At 48.6% G+C, this 18,082-nt stretch carries 17 protein-coding genes, 1 tRNA gene and 1 other RNA gene; 10 read left to right on the top strand and 9 right to left on the bottom strand.

From position 1 onward, the window contains the following. Window positions 1–44 precede the first annotated feature (44 nt). The 6 genes from putP to phoH all read left to right on the top strand — a co-directional run bounded on the left by putP (window position 45) and on the right by phoH (window position 6,385). Window positions 45–1,553 carry a sodium/proline symporter PutP gene (gene putP, locus OGV85_RS20710; RefSeq protein ID WP_003036036.1) on the top strand — a complete coding sequence of 503 codons (1,509 nt, stop codon included), beginning with the start codon at window positions 45–47 and terminating at the stop codon, window positions 1,551–1,553. 212 nt (window positions 1,554–1,765) lie between these two features. After that, window positions 1,766–2,599 carry an iron uptake transporter permease EfeU gene (gene efeU, locus OGV85_RS20705; protein WP_003036041.1) on the top strand — a complete coding sequence of 278 codons (834 nt, stop codon included), beginning with the start codon at window positions 1,766–1,768 and terminating at the stop codon, window positions 2,597–2,599. A 58-nt stretch (window positions 2,600–2,657) separates the two neighbouring features. Beyond that, window positions 2,658–3,785, top strand: a complete 1,128-nt coding sequence (gene efeO / locus OGV85_RS20700; protein WP_003036044.1) for an iron uptake system protein EfeO — start codon at window positions 2,658–2,660, stop codon at window positions 3,783–3,785. A 5-nt stretch (window positions 3,786–3,790) separates the two neighbouring features. After that, window positions 3,791–5,074, top strand: a complete 1,284-nt coding sequence (gene efeB, locus OGV85_RS20695; RefSeq protein ID WP_003836807.1) for an iron uptake transporter deferrochelatase/peroxidase subunit — start codon at window positions 3,791–3,793, stop codon at window positions 5,072–5,074. Window positions 5,075–5,321: 247 nt separating this feature from the next. Continuing rightward, a complete protein-coding gene (locus OGV85_RS20690; RefSeq protein ID WP_008320287.1) occupies window positions 5,322–5,618 on the top strand; it encodes a hypothetical protein in 297 nt (98 codons plus the stop codon). Continuing rightward, entirely contained in the window at window positions 5,597–6,385 is a 789-nt protein-coding gene (phoH, locus tag OGV85_RS20685) for a phosphate starvation-inducible protein PhoH (protein WP_003036052.1), read from the top strand. The genes OGV85_RS20690 and phoH overlap by 22 nt, the downstream gene beginning before the upstream one ends. Window positions 6,386–6,768: 383 nt before the next feature. Here the strand turns inward: phoH and OGV85_RS20680 are convergent, their stop codons facing one another. From OGV85_RS20680 to OGV85_RS20665, 4 genes are all read right to left on the bottom strand, one after another. Beyond that, window positions 6,769–7,692, bottom strand: a complete 924-nt coding sequence (locus tag OGV85_RS20680; protein WP_003036056.1) for a VirK/YbjX family protein — start codon at window positions 7,690–7,692, stop codon at window positions 6,769–6,771. Between the two features lie 936 nt (window positions 7,693–8,628). Continuing rightward, window positions 8,629–9,543: an EamA family transporter RarD gene (rarD, locus tag OGV85_RS20675; protein ID WP_003036060.1), complete on the bottom strand. Its 915-nt coding sequence runs from the start codon at window positions 9,541–9,543 to the stop codon at window positions 8,629–8,631. A 997-nt stretch (window positions 9,544–10,540) separates the two neighbouring features. Further along, window positions 10,541–10,677, bottom strand: a non-coding RNA gene (locus OGV85_RS20670) — RtT sRNA. Between the two features lie 405 nt (window positions 10,678–11,082). Then, window positions 11,083–11,170: transfer RNA gene (locus OGV85_RS20665), tRNA-Ser, on the bottom strand. 236 nt (window positions 11,171–11,406) lie between these two features. On the opposite strand from OGV85_RS20665, the gene ghrA reads away from it, so the two are divergent. The 4 genes from ghrA to OGV85_RS20645 all read left to right on the top strand — a co-directional run bounded on the left by ghrA (window position 11,407) and on the right by OGV85_RS20645 (window position 14,331). Next, on the top strand, window positions 11,407–12,345 hold the full coding sequence (gene ghrA / locus OGV85_RS20660; protein ID WP_032948969.1) for a glyoxylate/hydroxypyruvate reductase GhrA: 939 nt from the start codon (window positions 11,407–11,409) through the stop codon (window positions 12,343–12,345). A gap of 86 nt (window positions 12,346–12,431) precedes the next feature. Then, a complete protein-coding gene (locus OGV85_RS20655; RefSeq protein ID WP_003836800.1) occupies window positions 12,432–13,169 on the top strand; it encodes a phosphatase in 738 nt (245 codons plus the stop codon). A 23-nt stretch (window positions 13,170–13,192) separates the two neighbouring features. Beyond that, on the top strand, window positions 13,193–13,747 hold the full coding sequence (locus OGV85_RS20650; RefSeq protein WP_003836798.1) for a TorD/DmsD family molecular chaperone: 555 nt from the start codon (window positions 13,193–13,195) through the stop codon (window positions 13,745–13,747). Between the two features lie 101 nt (window positions 13,748–13,848). Next, the gene (locus OGV85_RS20645; RefSeq protein WP_061547846.1) at window positions 13,849–14,331 is read left to right on the top strand and encodes a DUF1097 domain-containing protein; all 483 of its coding nucleotides are present in this window, start codon (window positions 13,849–13,851) and stop codon (window positions 14,329–14,331) included. A gap of 46 nt (window positions 14,332–14,377) precedes the next feature. On the opposite strand, the gene csgG is transcribed toward OGV85_RS20645, so the two are convergent. From csgG to OGV85_RS20620, 5 genes are all read right to left on the bottom strand, one after another. Continuing rightward, the gene (gene csgG, locus OGV85_RS20640) at window positions 14,378–15,211 is read right to left on the bottom strand and encodes a curli production assembly/transport protein CsgG (protein WP_003036082.1); all 834 of its coding nucleotides are present in this window, start codon (window positions 15,209–15,211) and stop codon (window positions 14,378–14,380) included. Between the two features lie 25 nt (window positions 15,212–15,236). Next, on the bottom strand, window positions 15,237–15,650 hold the full coding sequence (gene csgF / locus OGV85_RS20635) for a curli production assembly/transport protein CsgF (protein ID WP_003036084.1): 414 nt from the start codon (window positions 15,648–15,650) through the stop codon (window positions 15,237–15,239). A gap of 25 nt (window positions 15,651–15,675) precedes the next feature. Continuing rightward, window positions 15,676–16,068, bottom strand: a complete 393-nt coding sequence (gene csgE / locus OGV85_RS20630) for a curli production assembly/transport protein CsgE (protein ID WP_003036087.1) — start codon at window positions 16,066–16,068, stop codon at window positions 15,676–15,678. Window positions 16,069–16,072: 4 nt separating this feature from the next. Next, entirely contained in the window at window positions 16,073–16,723 is a 651-nt protein-coding gene (gene csgD / locus OGV85_RS20625; protein ID WP_003036091.1) for a biofilm master transcriptional regulator CsgD, read from the bottom strand. A gap of 308 nt (window positions 16,724–17,031) precedes the next feature. Beyond that, entirely contained in the window at window positions 17,032–18,012 is a 981-nt protein-coding gene (locus OGV85_RS20620; RefSeq protein ID WP_000019450.1) for an IS5-like element ISKpn26 family transposase, read from the bottom strand. Window positions 18,013–18,082: the final 70 nt, after the last annotated feature.

Raw genomic sequence — 18,082 nt, 5'->3', positions numbered from 1 at the left:
CGGCAAGCCACGACATTGCTGATACATAATTTTGGAGAGTTTTGATGGCTATTAGCACACCGATGTTAGTGACATTCTGTGTCTATATTTTCGGCATGATATTGATAGGGTTTATTGCATGGCGTTCAACCAAAAACTTTGACGATTACATTCTGGGGGGACGCAGTCTGGGTCCGTTCGTGACCGCGTTATCCGCTGGGGCATCTGACATGAGCGGCTGGTTGCTGATGGGTCTGCCTGGCGCAATTTTCCTGTCGGGCATTTCAGAAAGCTGGATCGCCATCGGCCTTATTTTGGGCGCCTGGATCAACTGGAAGCTGGTGGCCGGACGTTTACGCGTACACACCGAATACAATAACAATGCGCTGACGTTACCGGATTACTTTACCGGTCGCTTTGAAGATAAAAGTCGAATTCTGCGTATTATCTCCGCGCTGGTTATTTTGCTGTTTTTCACCATCTATTGTGCTTCAGGGATTGTGGCAGGGGCGCGTCTGTTTGAAAGTACCTTTGGCATGAGCTACGAAACAGCACTGTGGGCGGGCGCGGCCGCGACGATCATTTACACCTTTATCGGTGGTTTCCTGGCAGTAAGCTGGACCGATACCGTCCAGGCCAGCCTGATGATCTTTGCTCTGATCCTGACGCCGGTGATGGTTATTATTGGTGTGGGTGGGTTCGAGGATTCGCTGGAAGTGATTAAACAAAAGAGCATTGAGAACGTGGACATGTTCAAAGGGCTGAATTTTGTTGCCATCATTTCCCTGATGGGCTGGGGTCTGGGCTACTTTGGTCAGCCGCATATTCTGGCGCGCTTTATGGCTGCAGATTCCCACCATAGCATCGTTCATGCTCGCCGCATTAGCATGGCCTGGATGATCCTGTGTCTGGCAGGTGCCGTGGCTGTGGGCTTCTTTGGTATTGCTTACTTTAACAACAACCCACAGCTTGCCGGTGCCGTTAACCAGAACGCCGAGCGTGTGTTTATTGAACTGGCGCAAATCCTGTTTAACCCGTGGATTGCCGGTATTCTGCTGTCTGCGATCCTCGCTGCGGTTATGTCGACCCTGAGCTGCCAGCTGCTGGTGTGCTCCAGCGCAATCACCGAAGACTTGTACAAAGCATTCCTGCGTAAAAATGCCAGCCAGAAAGAGCTGGTATGGATTGGCCGCATCATGGTGCTGGTCGTGGCGCTGGTGTCTATCGCGCTGGCGGCGAACCCGGAGAACCGCGTGCTGGGTCTGGTAAGCTACGCCTGGGCGGGCTTCGGCGCGGCGTTTGGCCCGGTGGTTCTGTTCTCGGTAATGTGGTCGCGTATGACCCGCAACGGCGCGCTGGCAGGGATGATCATCGGTGCGGTGACGGTAATCGTCTGGAAGCAGTTCGCCTGGCTGGGTCTGTATGAAATCATCCCGGGCTTTGTTTTCGGCAGCATCGGTATTGTGGTCTTCAGCCTGTTGGGTAAAGCACCTTCAACTGCTATGCAGCAACGTTTTGCCGAGGCTGACGCGCATTATCACTCAGCTCCGCCATCGCGTTTACAGGCAGAATAATTTATCTCCTGTCCCTGAAGCCCGCCGTGCGCGGGCTTTTTATTGCGCCCCCGCAAACCTGCATAACCATTACCCGCCTAACTGTTTACATTAAGTCATCATTCTCAAAACATTCTGCTTGAGTTTTTCTTTGCTGTAATGATAATCACTATCACTGTAATTTACTTTTCTTTTCATCAATTGACCGAGAATAACGTTTAAGGGTTCTTCGCATGTTTGTTCCATTTCTAATTATGTTGCGCGAAGGGTTAGAGGCCGCGCTGATTGTCAGCCTGATTGCCAGCTACCTGAAACGGACTCAGCGTGGTCGATGGATTGGTGTGATGTGGATTGGTGTTCTGCTGGCGGCGGCGTTATGCCTGGCGTTAGGGATTTTCATCAACGAAACCACCGGTGAATTTCCGCAAAAAGAACAGGAGCTGTTTGAAGGCATCGTGGCGGTCATTGCCGTGGTGATCCTCACCTGGATGGTGTTCTGGATGCGTAAAGTTTCCCGCAACGTCAAAGTCCAGCTTGAACAGGCTGTCGATAACGCGTTGCAACGCGGTAATCATCACGGCTGGGCGCTGGTGATGATGGTCTTTTTTGCTGTTGCGCGAGAAGGGCTGGAATCGGTGTTCTTCCTGCTGGCGGCATTCCAGCAGGATGTAGGCATCTGGCCGCCGTTAGGCGCGATGCTGGGACTGGCTACCGCAGTGGTTCTGGGATACCTGATTTACCTCGGCGGCATTCGCCTCAACCTCGGGGCATTCTTTAAATGGACCAGCCTGTTCATTTTGCTGGTAGCTGCCGGTCTTGCCGCAGGGGCGATCCGCGCTTTCCACGAAGCCGGGTTGTGGAATCATTTTCAGGATGTGGCGTTTGACCTGAGCAGTGTGCTGTCGACGCATTCGCTGTTTGGCACATTGATGGAAGGCATTTTCGGCTATCAGGAAGCGCCAAGCGTTAGTGAAGTCGCTGTCTGGTTTATCTACCTGATTCCGGCGTTGATTATGTTTGCACTACCGCCGCGTTCAGGCACTACGGCATCGCGTACCGCACCTTGATAAAAACGCGATGCAGAATACTTTTTAGTTACAACATACTTATTTATAGGGATAGGTTATGACGTTTAATTTTCGCCGTAGTGCGCTGCAGTTGGGTATTGCCGCGCTGTTTGCATCCGCTTTTTCTGCACAAGCCGCCGATATTCCGCAGGTGAAAGTCACGGTTAACGACAAACAGTGTGAACCGATGACGATCACGGTTAACGCCGGGAAAACGCAGTTCATCATCCAGAACCACAGCCAGAAAGCGCTGGAGTGGGAAATTCTTAAAGGCGTTATGGTGGTTGAAGAGCGCGAAAACATTGCACCAGGCTTTAGCCAGAAAATGACCGCTAACCTGCAGCCTGGCGAATATGATATGACCTGCGGTCTGTTGACTAACCCGAAAGGCAAACTGATCGTAAAAGGCAGCGCAACGGCGGATGCCGCACAGAGCGATGCTCTGCTGAGTCTGAGCGGCGCGATTACCGAATATAAAGCTTATGTGACAGCTGAAACCGCGCAGTTGGTTGCGGGCACTAAAGCCTTCACTGATGCGATTAAAGCAGGCGATCTGGAAAAAGCGAAATCGCTGTATGCGCCAACCCGTCAGCATTATGAGCGTATTGAACCGATTGCTGAACTGTTCTCCGATCTCGACGGCAGCATCGATGCGCGTGAAGATGATTATGAGCAAAAAGCCGCCGATCCTAAATTCACCGGCTTCCACCGCCTGGAGAAAGCGCTGTTTGGCGACAATACCACCAAAGGTATGGATCAGTACGCCGACCAATTAAATAGCGATGTTCTTGACCTGCAAACGCGTATTAGCGAGCTGGCTTTCCCACCGTCAAAAGTTGTTGGCGGGGCAGCAGGACTGATTGAAGAAGTTGCTGCCAGCAAAATCAGTGGGGAAGAAGATCGCTACAGCCATACCGATCTGTGGGATTTCCAGGCCAACGTCGATGGCGCGCAGAAAATTGTCGATCTCCTACGTCCTCAGTTGCAAAAATCCAATGCTGAGCTGCTGGCGAAGGTGGATGCGAACTTCAAAAAGGTTGATACCATTCTGAGCAAGTACCGTACCAAAGACGGTTTTGAAACCTATGACAAACTGACTGATGCCGATCGTAATGCGCTGAAAGGGCCAATCACGACGCTGGCGGAAGACTTGTCGCAATTACGCGGTGTTCTGGGTCTGGATTAAGCACTATGCAGCAAGATAATGAAAACGGCGTGAGCGAACCGTCACGCCGACGTTTACTGAAAGGGATGGGCGCCCTGGGTGGGGCGCTGGCGCTGGCGGGTGGGTGTCCGGTTGCCCACGCGCAAAAACCACAAAGCGCGCCGGGAACGCTGTCTCCGGATGCGCGTAGTGAAACGCAGCCGTTTTATGGTCAGCATCAGGCGGGGATCCTGACGCCGCAGCAGGCATCAATGATGCTGGTGGCATTCGATGTTCTCGCCAGCGATAAGGCCGATCTTGAGCGTTTATTTCGGTTGTTGACTAGCCGATTTGCGTTTCTGACCACCGGTGGACCGGCACCGGATACGCCCAATCCGCGTCTCCCTCCTATGGATTCAGGTATCCTCGGCGCATACATTGCGCCAGACAACCTGACGATGACGTTGTCGGTTGGTTCATCGCTGTTCGATGAACGTTATGGCCTGAAATCGCAGATGCCGAAAAAGCTGCAAAAAATGACCCGCTTCCCGAATGATTCGCTGGATGCGGCGCTGTGCCATGGCGATTTGCTGCTGCAGATTTGTGCCAACACCCAGGACACGGTCATCCACGCGTTGCGCGATATTATTAAACATACGCCCGATCTCCTCAGCGTGCGCTGGAAACGTGAAGGGTTTATTTCTGACCACGCCGCGCGCAGCAAAGGCAAAGAGACCCCGGTCAACCTGCTTGGCTTTAAAGACGGCACCGCGAATCCGGACGCTACGGATGCGAAGTTGATGCAAGACGTGGTGTGGGTGACGGATGGGCAGGGCGAACCTGCCTGGGCGCAAGGTGGCAGTTATCAGGCCGTCAGGCTCATTCAGTTCCGCGTTGAGTTCTGGGATCGTACGCCGCTGAAAGAGCAGCAAACGATTTTTGGTCGTGATAAACACACCGGCGCGCCGCTGGGTATGCAGCATGAGCATGATGTGCCTGACTATGCCAGTGATCCTGAAGGTGAGGTGATTGCGCTCGACAGTCATATCCGCCTGGCAAACCCGCGCACGAAAGAGACCGACTCGAGCCTGATGATGCGTCGTGGCTACAGTTATTCGCTCGGTGTGACTAATTCCGGTCAACTGGATATGGGGCTGTTGTTTGTTTGCTATCAACACGATCTGGAAAAAGGATTTTTGGCGGTGCAGAAACGTCTGAATGGTGAAGCGCTTGAAGAGTATGTCAAACCGATTGGCGGGGGATATTTCTTTGCTTTGCCGGGCGTTAAAACTGCAGACAATTATCTGGGACAGTCTCTGCTCGAAGCCTGATGATGATGCCCCGCAGTACAGCGGGGTTTTTCCTGACATCTTGATGAAGGAACAAACTATTTTTTATGATCGGTATGCGACTGAAATAATTCTGTCATCTCTCTGCAAGAGACTGTCTCTGGTGATAAGATAGAATTTAAGTTAACAATAAGTAAAAATATTGTTGCATTAGCGAAAGGTTATGATGTAATTATAAGTAATAGCGGTAGTTCCCGGCGGTGATAGTCATTCACTATGGAGATCGCGAATGGAAAAGTCCTGTACTGGACACGTTTTTCACAGTAACAGCAGTACCTTACGCGGACGTTTCTCTTCCGGTAGCCACCTCGTCACCGCTAAATCTCTCTCTCATTCACTTCTTATCCTTGTTACTGACGCCCTGTACGGTGCGCGTAGCCGTGTGTGGCGTCTTATCCGAAAGCAAGCAATGGCTTACAAGGAAGCCAACCCTCAGATGTTCGTGCGCATAATCGTGCCGCCAACGGCGCGTGTGATGTATACCTACAACTCAAGGTGCTATCCATGGGAAGACAAAAAGCAGTGATCAAAGCTCGTCGTGAAGCAAAACGTGTGCTGAGGCGGGATTCGCGTAGTCATAAGCAACGTGAAGATGAATCGGTCACCTCGCTTGTGCAGATGGGCGGCGTAGAAGCGATCGGTATGGCGCGTGACAGTCGCGACGCCACGCCAATCACGGCGCGGAATGAAGCTCAGGCGCACTACCTGAATGCTATCGAGAGTAAACAGCTGATCTTCGCCACCGGTGAAGCCGGGTGTGGTAAAACCTGGATCAGCGCGGCAAAAGCTGCAGAGGCTCTGATCCACAAAGACGTGGACCGGATCATTGTAACCCGTCCAGTTCTGCAAGCTGATGAAGACCTCGGCTTCTTACCTGGAGATGTTTCCGAGAAGTTCGCTCCTTATTTTCGCCCCGTGTATGACGTGCTGGTGAAACGGCTGGGAGCCTCCTTCATGCAATATTGCCTGCGACCTGAGATTGGTAAGGTGGAAATCGCGCCGTTCGCCTATATGCGTGGACGTACATTTGAAAATGCAGTGGTCATTCTTGACGAGGCTCAGAACGTCACTGCTGCGCAAATGAAGATGTTTTTGACCCGCCTCGGGGAGAATGTGACGGTGATTGTGAATGGGGATGTGACCCAGTGCGATCTTCCAGCTCACGTTCGCTCAGGGCTTAGCGATGCGCTGGCCCGTTTCGAAGAAGATGATATGGTTGGGATTGTTCGTTTCAATAAAGACGATTGCGTCCGCTCTGCGCTCTGTCAGCGGACGCTCAACGCTTACAACTGATAAGTACTCCGTCTTCAAGGCCCGGGAAACCGGGCTTTGTTATTTGTGTGTTATTAAGTAAATTTTAGAAATTGAAATAGTATGCTCTGATGAAATAGAACATCGAAAACGAGTAGAAACCAGGATATCTGAAGTCGAGGGGGAACCTTGCCTGACTTGAGATATGTCAAAAGCTTGATTTATGAACTGTGGAATAGAGAACACCTTATTTTAGACTCATGCGTTTATCCAGTGATGAATGCGTCTCGCGGATCAGCGACCCGTTGAGCTCACAGCACTCAGCGGACGTTCGTGTAATGATTCGCCAACGCGGAACGATAGCTACGCTTTTATCGAGATGTCGCATTCATCAGCCAGTTTCTGAGCTAAGTTACGACATTATGTTACATCTGATTTTGCAGAAGAATCATGATTTCCTCATTAATATGATCCAACAGGTCATACCGTCTCCGGTATTCCGCGCGTTTTTTACTGGCAAGCTCATTAAATGACTTACGCTCTACATAAATTGGCAACTTATACCAATTACCGTATGGACGACCAGCAACTGATTCCCAAAAATCACTGTACAGGGCAACAAAGTATTTACGTTTCTTGTACCGGTATCGCCATTGCCTGAAAACATGGCTCTGTTCACTAACTGCTAAAATATTAGTGATATCACAGCAACGCATCAATGAACAAAGAACCTCAAAAACGATCCGCTTAGGGAATAGTCCATAGCAGGCTTTAGTAGCGTCACGAATAATGTCTGGGCCAATATTTTTTGGTGCCCCCTGCAGACCGCCAATAAATGCACAATGTCCTTTTTTTGACGGGATAACCGAGAAGGACAATCGGGCCACCGGGGTGTTGTTAAAACTCAGAGATAACATCAGTTCTCCTTCACGATCAAAACCGCCTGAAGAACAGTGAATATCAAAATCCTCACCATTTTTTCCGGTGAAATGGACCAATAGCACATCTCTGTCGGGTAATAATAACGCCTGGTGTTTCACTGGTAAACTCTGGACAAAACGGTAGTGACCAATAATGTTTTTCCTTCGATTCCATGCCAGCCCTCCTTTATGTAAATAGGGACGATGAATTTTGGCTGGTAACGTAGGTTGCATCTCCAGAATCTTATCAATTGATTTAAGGGAATGTAATTCTTGATAATACCGAATACTGGAGACAGGGCTTATCATAGATCGTAAAAGATACATGAGTCGAAATTTTTTGTTCTTCCATTTGCTATGCAAAGGGCCACGTGCCAATAGAATTTGGTTAAAGAAACTTAGATATGATGTATTTTTCATAAGTATCATTATTAATTCAGGGTGTTTAAATTTATTTACGTGCAAGGTGTAAATACTGGAATCTCTGACGCTGTTTTGTTAATGCGAAACATTTTGAAAATAAATTCATGTCTGACATGCCAGTTTTGTTGAAAATCATTAGGCGCTCTCTCGTTCGCATATCCTGATGAAAACAAATTTTTTTCATTCTACAGAGAAGAACATATATATTTGTTAAACAAAGTATACTTTACAAACATACCGATGTTCATTGAGTAAACTGGTAGGTTGACTTGTCAACCACATAACGAAGTAAATCATGTGATTCAGCGAGCCATGGGTGTTTGGAAAACGCACGACTTTGAGCGTCAGGACAAATTTTGAACGATGACAGCTATCACAATTGGCTGTATTCCCGCGCAATACGCCGGTTTTCGTGGATTATTGTCAAATTGAATAACTTAAATTGGGATATACACATTCCTGACTTTCTTTCCAGATATAATGCCCAGTATATTTTTGGTAACCTTTTGTACTGAAAAGGAGTTTGCATTGTATGGTTATGAAACAGGCCCGCAAAACAATACCAAGGGGAACCTGATTCGCTGGCTGACGCACGAATAGGGTACTGCCGTTAAGAATATTTCCGGATACAGAGACTTTACCGATCGGCCGCAACATTCTCTGGTCACTCACGTTCTCAGAGAAATGCACTAGCTCGATGCTTGGTTGCAGTGCGGCAGTGTTCCGGGGGATTCACCGGTGATGAACAGTGCCAATCTGTATAAAGGTATCGGAAAAATTTTTTTGTCCGGCTTTAACCATGAACATGCAGTCAACTGTCCTATGTACCTAAATGACGTGGTAATCTTGAATAAACAAACTCGAATTGTTTACTCATTCATACCTGAGCGCGTGTTCCAGGGAAACGAATAAGCGTACTGAGTTTTATATTCTGCATGTACATCACCGTAAAGTGCCTGCAGGATGATTACTTTCAGACCGTGGAGGATTACGTCGGTAATGATAGTAAAGACTCTCAAATATACATAGCAACAATCCAAACCATACCGCTGAAAAACAAAATAGCTCGGAGTAATTAATAACTTCTCCAAATATAAGTATGGCAATGAGAAATTGCAAGGATGGTTCTATATACTGAGCAAGACCTGTCACAATAAGAGATGTACGATTTAGCGCTACTGCAAATAACACTAACGGAATTACTGTAACGGGAGCGGTTAATATATAAAGGAACAGAGAGATGTCAGATGATGTAGTTATACTCGAGCCAGTATAGATAAAGATGAAAAGAGCAACAGGTAGAGCCCAGAATGTTTCAAGCGTGATTGAGGTTATTGCATCGTAATGGATAAATTTTCGCGCCAGTCCGTACAATGCAAATGAAAACCCCATGATTAACGCTAGTGAAGGAAAACTGTTTGCGGAAATAATCTGATAGCCAAGACCACATACGCCGGATATTACTGCTATAAGTTGAAATAATGATGGTTTTTCTTTAAGAAAAATACAGCCAAGGCAAATGACAATAAGTGGGTTGATAAAATATCCCAGACTGGCGTCGAGTACCTTATGATTTGTTAATGCATAAATAAAAGCTGACCACGAAATTACCATTAGCAAGCCTGCTATCATGCAGGATATGAAGGAGGTTTTATCTTTCAGTAAATCGCGAAAAAACGTTCTCTTACGAAATAATAATCTTATTGGCAGTAATAGAGGTATAGACCAGAAAACTCTGTACATCAAAATTTCAGCGAGGGCTCCGCCAGATAGATATTGATAAAACAATGGGATCAGGCCCCATAATATAAATGCCAGAACAACAACTGCGGGTCCATTTCGCAGAAACTTTACCATTTATGTGTATCCTTGCTTGCCATACCGACATGTTCTTCTGAAGAGCATTGTCAACCCTTCACTCTGGCATGTACCTGCTCTTAAGAGAAACGTGTGCTGTTACAGTACTCAATCTCATTTACAGTCAGGGTGATATAAAAAACAAGGTGAAATTTATCATAATCGTATCTATAAAATGATGATAAAAATCAAGGGGAAGACTTCCGATTTGTATTGCGGGCTGGATCATCTTTCAGACGTCTGACGGGGAGTATTTGCCTTTCCCTGATTTCCTCGTCAATATCAAATAAGCACTCGTCGCAGAATTCTTTATCGAGTGAGAGCCACTATTCAAAGACGCTCCTTTTCTTATTATACCGTGCGCATCTCTTCATCACATCATCCTTTATGCTATTTCCCTGCCGAGCTTCCAGGACAAAAGGTGTTCGCTCCTAAATAAGACAGGAATTAGATTTATAAACAATCAGTTAAATTCGTTTTAGAGATTGTGGCACAGGGACAATCATGCGGGATAATTCATTTTGCAGATCAATTTTTACGTAATCGATCGACGAAATCGATCGATGCTTACACCCCTGTATTACACACCATTCGAGATGCTGCCGGACTCACAACACCTGGCCAGCATTCCTTGCTTAAGCGCATCATTACCGGGTGCAATGCCGCGCTGGAATAAATTAAAGCGATGCTCCACCAGCTTGCTGATATCTCAGCACAACCGGGAGTATTGGCGGGCAAACTGCGCAGGACTAGGCAATGGGTGATGGCTTCCGCTGCTGGTTGCTTGAGAAAGAGTAAACCGCTATGAAGGTCATTACCTACAATCTGGACCGGAGGATCTGGCGTGATTTGATGAAGAAATCCGGCATGATAAGTCTCATGCATGCCGCTACCAGCGATAAGTAGAGCAGAAACCTTGAGCGGGGCGATATCCCCGCCATGCTGTGCAACATACGAAAAAAAAGCCCGTACTTGCGTACGAGCTCTTCTTTAAATATGGCGGTGAGGCGGGGATTGACTCGCTTCGCTCGCCCTGCGGGCAGCCTGTTCGCTGTGCTCACAGTCTGTCCAACTGGCTGCGCCAGTAGTCGAACCCCGGTCCGGGCTTCTCATCCCCGCCAGGCTGTGCAATATGCGAAAAAAAAGCCCGTACTTGCGTACGAGCTCTTTTTTAAATATGGCGGTGAGGCGGGGATTGACTCGCTTCGCTCGCCCTGCGGGCAGCCTGTTCGCTGTGCTCTCAGTCTGTCCAACTGGCTGCGCCAGTAGTCGAACCCCGGTCCGGGCTTCTCATACCCGCCAGGCTGTGCGACATACGAAAAAAAGCCCTTACTTGCGTACGAGCTCTTCTTAAAATATGGCGGTGAGGCGGGGATTGACTCGCTTCGCTCGCTCTGCGGGCAGCCTGTTCGCTGTGCTCACAGTCTGTCCAACTGGCTGCGCCAGTAGTCGAACCCCGGTCCGGGCTTCTCATACCCGCCATGCTGTGCAACATGCGAAAAAAAAGCCCGTACTTGCGTACGAGCTCTTCTTAAAATATGGCGGTGAGGCGGGGATTCGAACCCCGGATACGTTGCCGTATACACACTTTCCAGGCGTGCTCCTTCAGCCACTCGGACACCTCACCATATTGTTGTTCCTGTGCTACCGGAACGGGCGCTAATGTAGGGGAAACACCGCCCCGTCGTCAATCAACTTTTTGAAAAAAATGTGCATTTACACAAACTTCAAGCAACATGGAGCATAAATAAGCGGGAATTGTTTTTTTTGCCAGCATCCTAAAATTTGCTACTCTGATGTTCCCTCGGAAAATGATGATAATAAGTGCGAGAAAGTTCCGCACAACAATGTTCAGGAGATAATGTGGATATAATTTTCTATCACCCAACATTCGATACGACCTGGTGGATTAATGCGTTGGCAAAGGCAATACCTGGTGCAAACGTACGTGAGTGGAAAGCGGGTGATAATGCACATGCTGACTATGCGCTGGTCTGGCATCCGCCGGTTGAAATGCTCGCAGGACGAAAATTAAAAGCCGTATTTGCGCTAGGCGCGGGCGTCGATTCTATTCTCAGTAAACTCAATGCTCATCCGGAAATGTTGGATGCGTCGATCCCGCTTTTCCGTCTGGAAGATACGGGTATGGGCCTGCAAATGCAGGAATATGCGGTTAGTCAGGTGCTGCACTGGTTTCGTCGCTTTGATGATTATCAGGCATTGAAAAATCAGGCGAAATGGCAACCGTTGCCAGAATATACTCGTGAGGAGTTTACCGTCGGGATCATGGGGGCAGGTGTATTGGGCGCAAAAGTTGCCGAAAGCCTGCAAGCATGGGGATTCCCACTGCGCTGCTGGAGCCGTTCGCGTAAATCCTGGTCTGGCGTGGAAAGCTTCGCCGGTACTGAGGAACTGGGCGCGTTTTTGAGCCAAACTCGTGTGCTTATCAACCTCCTGCCTAATACGGCAGAAACCATAGGTATTATTAACGCTGATTTACTTAGCCAATTGCTGGATGGCGCCTACGTGCTGAACCTGGCGCGTGGCGTTCATCTCAATGAAGACGATCTTCTGGCATCGCTGGACAGCGGCAAGGTGAAAGGTGCCATGCTGGATGTCTATAGCCGTGAACCGCTGCCGGAAACCAGTCCTCTGTGGAAACATCCGCGTGTGGCAATGACGCCGCATATTGCCGCGGTAACGCGCCCGGCGGAGGCGGTGGACTATATCTCCCGCACGATTTTGGATCTTGAGAGCGGGAAATCCGTTACGGGTCAGGTCGATCGCGTTCGGGGATACTAATGCTAACCCGGCGGATGCCGGGTTTCAGCTAATAAATAGCGGCGATACCTGCTATCCTTGACGAAAAATGACTACAGGAGAGAGTTATGTATCCCGTTGACCTGCATATGCATACCGTCGCCAGCACCCACGCCTACAGCACCTTAAGTGATTACATCGCTGAAGCCCGTCGCAAAGGCATCAAGCTGTTTGCTATTACCGATCATGGACCGGACATGGCGGACGCGCCTCACCACTGGCACTTTATCAATATGCGTATTTGGCCACGTGTTGTAGATGGCGTAGGGATCCTGCGCGGCATTGAGGCGAATATTAAGAATATTGAAGGCGAAATTGACTGTTCAGGTCCGATGTTTACCTCTCTGGACCTCATTATTGCGGGCTTCCATGAGCCAGTTTTTGCACCTCACGATAAAGAAACCAATACCCAGGCAATGATAGCCACGATGGCCAGCGGTAATGTGCACATCATTAGCCATCCGGGAAATCCCAAGTATCCGGTTGATATTACTGCAATTGCCCAAGCGGCGGCAAAGTACCAGGTTGCACTGGAAATCAATAACTCTTCGTTTTTGCATTCGCGTAAGGGCAGTGAGGATAATTGTCGTGCGGTTGCTGCGGCTGTGCGCGATGCTGGCGGCTGGGTGGCGTTAGGGTCGGATTCACATACTGCTTTCACGCTGGGAGAATTTGGCGAATGCCGTAAAATCCTGGATGATGTTAATTTCCCTGAAGACAGAATTTTAAACGTCACACCTAAACGCCTGTTGGCGTTTCTGGAATCGCGAGGCATGGAGCCGATCGCGGAATTTGCTGAACTGTAATTGTTACTAACTGGAATATATCAATGAACGAGTTTTCTATCCTGTGTCGTGTACTGGGCTCGCTGTTTTATCGCCAACCGCAGGACCCTTTACTGGTTCCCCTGTTTACCTTAATTAGTGAAGGTAAACTGTCCGCCAACTGGCCGTTGGAACAGGACGAACTGCTCACTCGTCTGCAGAAGAGCTGCGATATGCCCCAACTGGCTGCAGATTACAACGCGCTGTTTGTCGGTGAAGAGTGTGCTGTGCCGCCTTATCGTAGCGCCTGGGTAGAAGGGGCGAAAGAATCGGATGTTCGTGCATTTCTTTCTGCCCGCGGCATGCCGCTGGCAGATACGCCGGCAGATCACATTGGTACGCTGTTGCTGGCGGCTTCATGGCTTGAAGACCAGTCTGCGGAAGATGAAAGTGAGGCGCTTGAAACCTTGTTTGTAGACTACCTGCTGCCCTGGTGTGGTACGTTCCTTGGCAAAGTTGAGGCGCACGCAAACACGCCGTTCTGGCGTACCATGGCGCCGCTAACACGTGATGCTATTAGTGCAATGTGGGACGAATTGCAGGAAGATACTGACGAATAAATGTGATTTAAATCACTTTAAACTGCAACGCAAATTATATGCTTGCATAAATTGTGTGCACGATCTCATTCCTATGCCGTTTTTCTGCTAAGATACGCGGCATGAACATACTTCTCTCAATTGCAATCACAACGGGCATTCTCTCTGGGATCTGGGGATGGGTGGCCGTTTCTCTTGGCTTACTCAGTTGGGCTGGCTTTCTGGGGTGCACGGCCTATTTCGCCTGCCCGCAAGGTGGGCTAAAAGGACTGTGGATCTCGGCGTGTACGCTGCTAAGCGGTGTGGTGTGGGCGTTGGTGATTATTAACGGTAGCGCGCTTGCCCCGCATATGGACATTATTGGTTATGTCATGACGGGAATTGTCGCGTTTCTGATGTGTATCCAGGCAAAGCAATGGTTGTTTTCATTTGTACCGGGCACGTTTATTGGCGCATGTGCAACATTTGCAGGGCAGGGCGACTGGCGACTGGTTGTACCGTCACTGGTACTGGGCCTGGTATTCGGCTATGCGATGAAAAACAGTGGTCTGTGGCTGGCGTCTCGCCGTGAAAATCGAATATCGCCGACGCTGACCAGTAAATAAAAAAGCGTGAGGGTTTTCCTCACGCTTTTTATGCAGTAAAGATCCATCAGGATTCTGGCGGTACCGACATATGGCGGTATTTAACCAGAATGTCATTATCAACTTGTTTCTTATCCTGCAAATCCCACAATCCGCGATCGATGCCGTCATTAATTAAGAAGATAACGCCTGTTTCAATCGCTGACATCAGACAAAGCATAACCGGTTCGTTAGAGGTGTAGCCAATTTCACCTTCCAACAGACGCTGGTAGTCAATAAAGCGGAACACTCCAGCCTGTACTTCATAAGACAAAATGGTTTTACTGGTGTTCACTGACGACAGGATCTCACCGGTGCTGACGTTAACTACGCGCAGGTTTACCGCTATCTGGTCGAGCTGGTATTGCGTATCGGCGCCAATACCGAAATAACGCGCACCGACACCACCCGATTTAACGTTGCTTTCATAACCGATAATTGACCCTTCCACCATGACGTTTGCCGCGGTCAGGGACTGTAGCGGGATCCGGTTATTAATCGCAACCGTACCGTTTTCCTGAGCCGCACGAATGATTTTACGTTCGTTCAGCAAGTTCTGTAGCCCCTGACGTTCCAGAGGGACGAACCAACGAGAATCTTTCAATGCGGTGACAAGCATAGCCGTGGCGCTTTGCGGGACGGCGGTAGAGAAGTTACTTGCCGGGTAAGGTTTAAATTGGCCAGTCTCATCCTGAATGTTGTATACCGACACAAAGATCTTACCTGTAGGCATAGGCAGATGCGTCAAATCTTTATAGCTTTGGGCCCGGGGCATTAATGTCGGCTTAGCGGCTTCTTGAGGCGGAGCTGTTAAACATCCGCTGAGTAAAATTACTGCCACCATGATAAGTAAGCGCTGCATGATTTTTTCCTTTCGTGGCTATAATTTAAAAATCGGTCGACTGATTTTGTAAACCCGACACTTCAATAGTCGACGTTCTCCCCGTTTTCCTGTCCGTGACATTCAGTTGCAGTTGCCCATCCCGGTTGGCGATATCAACGATAAAATCGCTGGTTACCATCCTCCCCGGTTTACCGGTATTGATATTGGTGAGCAAGCCACCGAGTATTTGCGACTGTATTGCCTGGGTAAAGTTATCCAGTGCTGATGGGGTTTCAATCCCGTAATCGCCAGCACTCGGATCCTTATACGAGTTTTGCGCCTGAGCGCTGTTCAGTAAAAAAGAGCCGTTGTTTGGGTTGCCACCAAAGTTAGGGTTGCGGAACTGGAACGTCATATTTCCGGCCCAACTTAATGGTGAAATCAGCATGAGTAAAACCACTGCATGTTTGACACGCATGAAAGCCTCCGGACAAAATCATGTTTTAGAATTCATCGCGCGCTAAATCGCTCGTACTTAATAGCGTTTGATCTATTTGCCGACGATTTAATGCTTCCTCAGTTTCTGCCAATGCGAAGACCACAATTTTGTCGAAGTCTCTTTTCGTCGGGAATAAAAAAGTCTGGAAGATAACGTCCTGATTGACAGTTATGGTGATCCAACTTCCCCAACGTGCACTGGGCCTTTCATTAATGGTTAAGTTTCCTGTGTACTTACTTTCCCACTTGTCACTAAAGGCACGATAAAAATCATGGCCAATGGAAGAGACAGTGTGGTCAGTCAACAGTCCGGGAACCTCCACCTCTACAGCAGCGTGTAGATTCCCGGCAGCAAGGAACAAATTTGCTGCCACAATCCAGGACAAATAGCTTTTCATGGCTTTATCGCCTGAGGTTATCATTGGCCCACGAGACCGCCTGCGTACGATTTTTGACAGCTATCTTTTTGAAAAGATTATAAAGATGTGTTTTAACCGTATTTTCACTAATAAATAGTGAACGCGCGATTTCAATATTTGAGGCGCCAATACGCAGTTTATTAAGGATCTCTTTTTCACGGTGCGTAAGTAATGCCGACTCCGTGCTGTTATAGCGGTAGTTCCCGGAATGCGTGATCAGGTAGCTGGCGAGCTTTTGTGAAAAGTAGCATTCGCCACGCAACACACCTTGCAATCCGCTGACGACACGCTGCTCATCTTCTGTTGCGTAGAATACGCCATTGATATGCGGCCAGTTTTCAATATCCCGATAAGGATAATCATCTGGGGTATTCAACAATAACGTCTTTATATTGTTGTTTTTTCTGCTCAAATTATCTTGCCAGTAATGGATCAGTTTTTTGTCTGCCTCCATCATGTCCAGTAGAACAATGCAGCTGGAGGAAATATCATCCAGAGAACGTTGAATATTATGTAGTTTTCCGGTTAACGCCAGCGATTGTTTTAAATGCTGTAATAATGCAGTTGCCTGCAGGGATGGTTTAGTGATCAACAATAATGTATGACCATGAATACTATGGACTTCATTAAACATGATGAAACTCCACTTTTTTAGTCGCACACCTGACAGCTGTCTCTACTAAAATAGAGGCACCAGAAGTACTGACAGATGTTGCACTGCTGTGTAGAAATAAAATATCGACCCAACGGGGTGAAAATATTAAAACAAATGGACTTCAACTGATTTCAATCTAGGGAAGGTGCGAATAAGCAGGTCATTTCTTCCCAAGCTGACTCGCTGATTAAAATTTCGCGGATCTGGGCCGATTTTTTTCCCGCAAACACATCGAATCAGCCTATTTAGGCTATTTTTTCCACCATTTCTGGCGTTATTTCCGGTTTTTACTGAGATCTCTCCCACTGACGTATCATTTGGTCCACCCGAAACAGGTTGGCCAGGGTGAATAACATCGCCAGTTGGTTATCGTTTTTCAGCAGCCCCTTGTATCTGGCTTTCACGAAGCCGAACTGCCGCTTGATGATGCGAAACGGGTGCTCCACCCTGGCACGGATGCTGGCTTTCATGTATTCGATGTTGATGGCCGTTTTGTTCTTGCGCGGATGCTGCTTCAAGGTTTTTACCCTGCCGGGACGCTCGGCGATCAGCCAGTCCACATCCACCTCGGCCAGCTCCTCGCGCTGTGGCGCTCCTTGGTAGCCGGCATCGGCTGAGACAAATTGCTCCTCTCCATGAAGCAGATTACCCAGCTGATTGAGGTCATGCTCGTTGGCCGCGGTGGTGACCAGGCTGTGGGTCAGGCCACTCTTGGCATCGACACCAATGTGGGCCTTCATGCCAAAGTGCCACTGATTGCCTTTCTTGGTCTGATGCATCTCCGGATCGCGTTGCTGCTCTTTGTTCTTGGTCGAGCTGGGTGCCTCAATGATGGTGGCATCCACCAAAGTGCCTTGGGTCATCATGACGCCTGCTTCGGCCAGCCAGCGATTGATGGTCTTGAACAATTGACGGGCCAGTTGATGCTGCTCGAGCAGGTGGCGGAAATTCATGATGGTGGTGCGATCCGGCAGGGCGCTATCCAGGGATAATCGGGCAAACAGGCGCATGGAGGCGATTTCGTACAGGGCATCTTCCATGGCACCGTCGCTCAGGTTGTACCAATGCTGCATGCAGTGAATACGCAGCATGGTCTCCAGCGGATAGGGCCGTCGGCCATTGCCCGCCTTGGGATAAAACGGCTCGATGACAGCGGTCATATTCTGCCATGGCAGAATCTGCTCCATGCGGGAGAGGAAAATCTCTTTTCGGGTCTGACGGCGCTTAGTGCTGAATTCACTATCGGCGAAGGTGAGTTGATGGCTCATGATGTCCCTCTGGGATGCGCTCCGGATGAATATGATGATCTCATATCAGGAACTTGTTCGCACCTTCCCT

The sequence above is a fragment of the Citrobacter sp. Cf132 genome (assembly GCF_030333885.1).
Taxonomy (GTDB): domain Bacteria; phylum Pseudomonadota; class Gammaproteobacteria; order Enterobacterales; family Enterobacteriaceae; genus Citrobacter; species Citrobacter freundii.
Note: the sequence above shows the minus strand (reverse complement) of the source record. Positions and strands in the feature narration are given on the sequence as shown.

Bases quoted from the DNA above. Each gene is read 5' to 3' on its own strand.
- efeU (WP_003036041.1), top strand. From the start codon at position 1,766: ATGTTTGTTCCATTTCTAATTATGTTGCGCGAAGGGTTAGAGGCCGCG.
- OGV85_RS20690 (WP_008320287.1), top strand. From the start codon at position 5,322: ATGGAAAAGTCCTGTACTGGACACGTTTTTCACAGTAACAGCAGTACC.
- csgD (WP_003036091.1), bottom strand. From the start codon at position 16,723: ATGTTTAATGAAGTCCATAGTATTCATGGTCATACATTATTGTTGATC.
- OGV85_RS20620 (WP_000019450.1), bottom strand. From the start codon at position 18,012: ATGAGCCATCAACTCACCTTCGCCGATAGTGAATTCAGCACTAAGCGC.
- csgG (WP_003036082.1), bottom strand. From the start codon at position 15,211: ATGCAGCGCTTACTTATCATGGTGGCAGTAATTTTACTCAGCGGATGT.
- OGV85_RS20645 (WP_061547846.1), top strand. From the start codon at position 13,849: ATGAACATACTTCTCTCAATTGCAATCACAACGGGCATTCTCTCTGGG.
- OGV85_RS20655 (WP_003836800.1), top strand. From the start codon at position 12,432: ATGTATCCCGTTGACCTGCATATGCATACCGTCGCCAGCACCCACGCC.
- putP (WP_003036036.1), top strand. From the start codon at position 45: ATGGCTATTAGCACACCGATGTTAGTGACATTCTGTGTCTATATTTTC.
- OGV85_RS20650 (WP_003836798.1), top strand. From the start codon at position 13,193: ATGAACGAGTTTTCTATCCTGTGTCGTGTACTGGGCTCGCTGTTTTAT.
- rarD (WP_003036060.1), bottom strand. From the start codon at position 9,543: ATGGTAAAGTTTCTGCGAAATGGACCCGCAGTTGTTGTTCTGGCATTT.
- OGV85_RS20680 (WP_003036056.1), bottom strand. From the start codon at position 7,692: ATGATACTTATGAAAAATACATCATATCTAAGTTTCTTTAACCAAATT.
- efeB (WP_003836807.1), top strand. From the start codon at position 3,791: ATGCAGCAAGATAATGAAAACGGCGTGAGCGAACCGTCACGCCGACGT.
- efeO (WP_003036044.1), top strand. From the start codon at position 2,658: ATGACGTTTAATTTTCGCCGTAGTGCGCTGCAGTTGGGTATTGCCGCG.
- phoH (WP_003036052.1), top strand. From the start codon at position 5,597: ATGGGAAGACAAAAAGCAGTGATCAAAGCTCGTCGTGAAGCAAAACGT.
- csgF (WP_003036084.1), bottom strand. From the start codon at position 15,650: ATGCGTGTCAAACATGCAGTGGTTTTACTCATGCTGATTTCACCATTA.
- csgE (WP_003036087.1), bottom strand. From the start codon at position 16,068: ATGAAAAGCTATTTGTCCTGGATTGTGGCAGCAAATTTGTTCCTTGCT.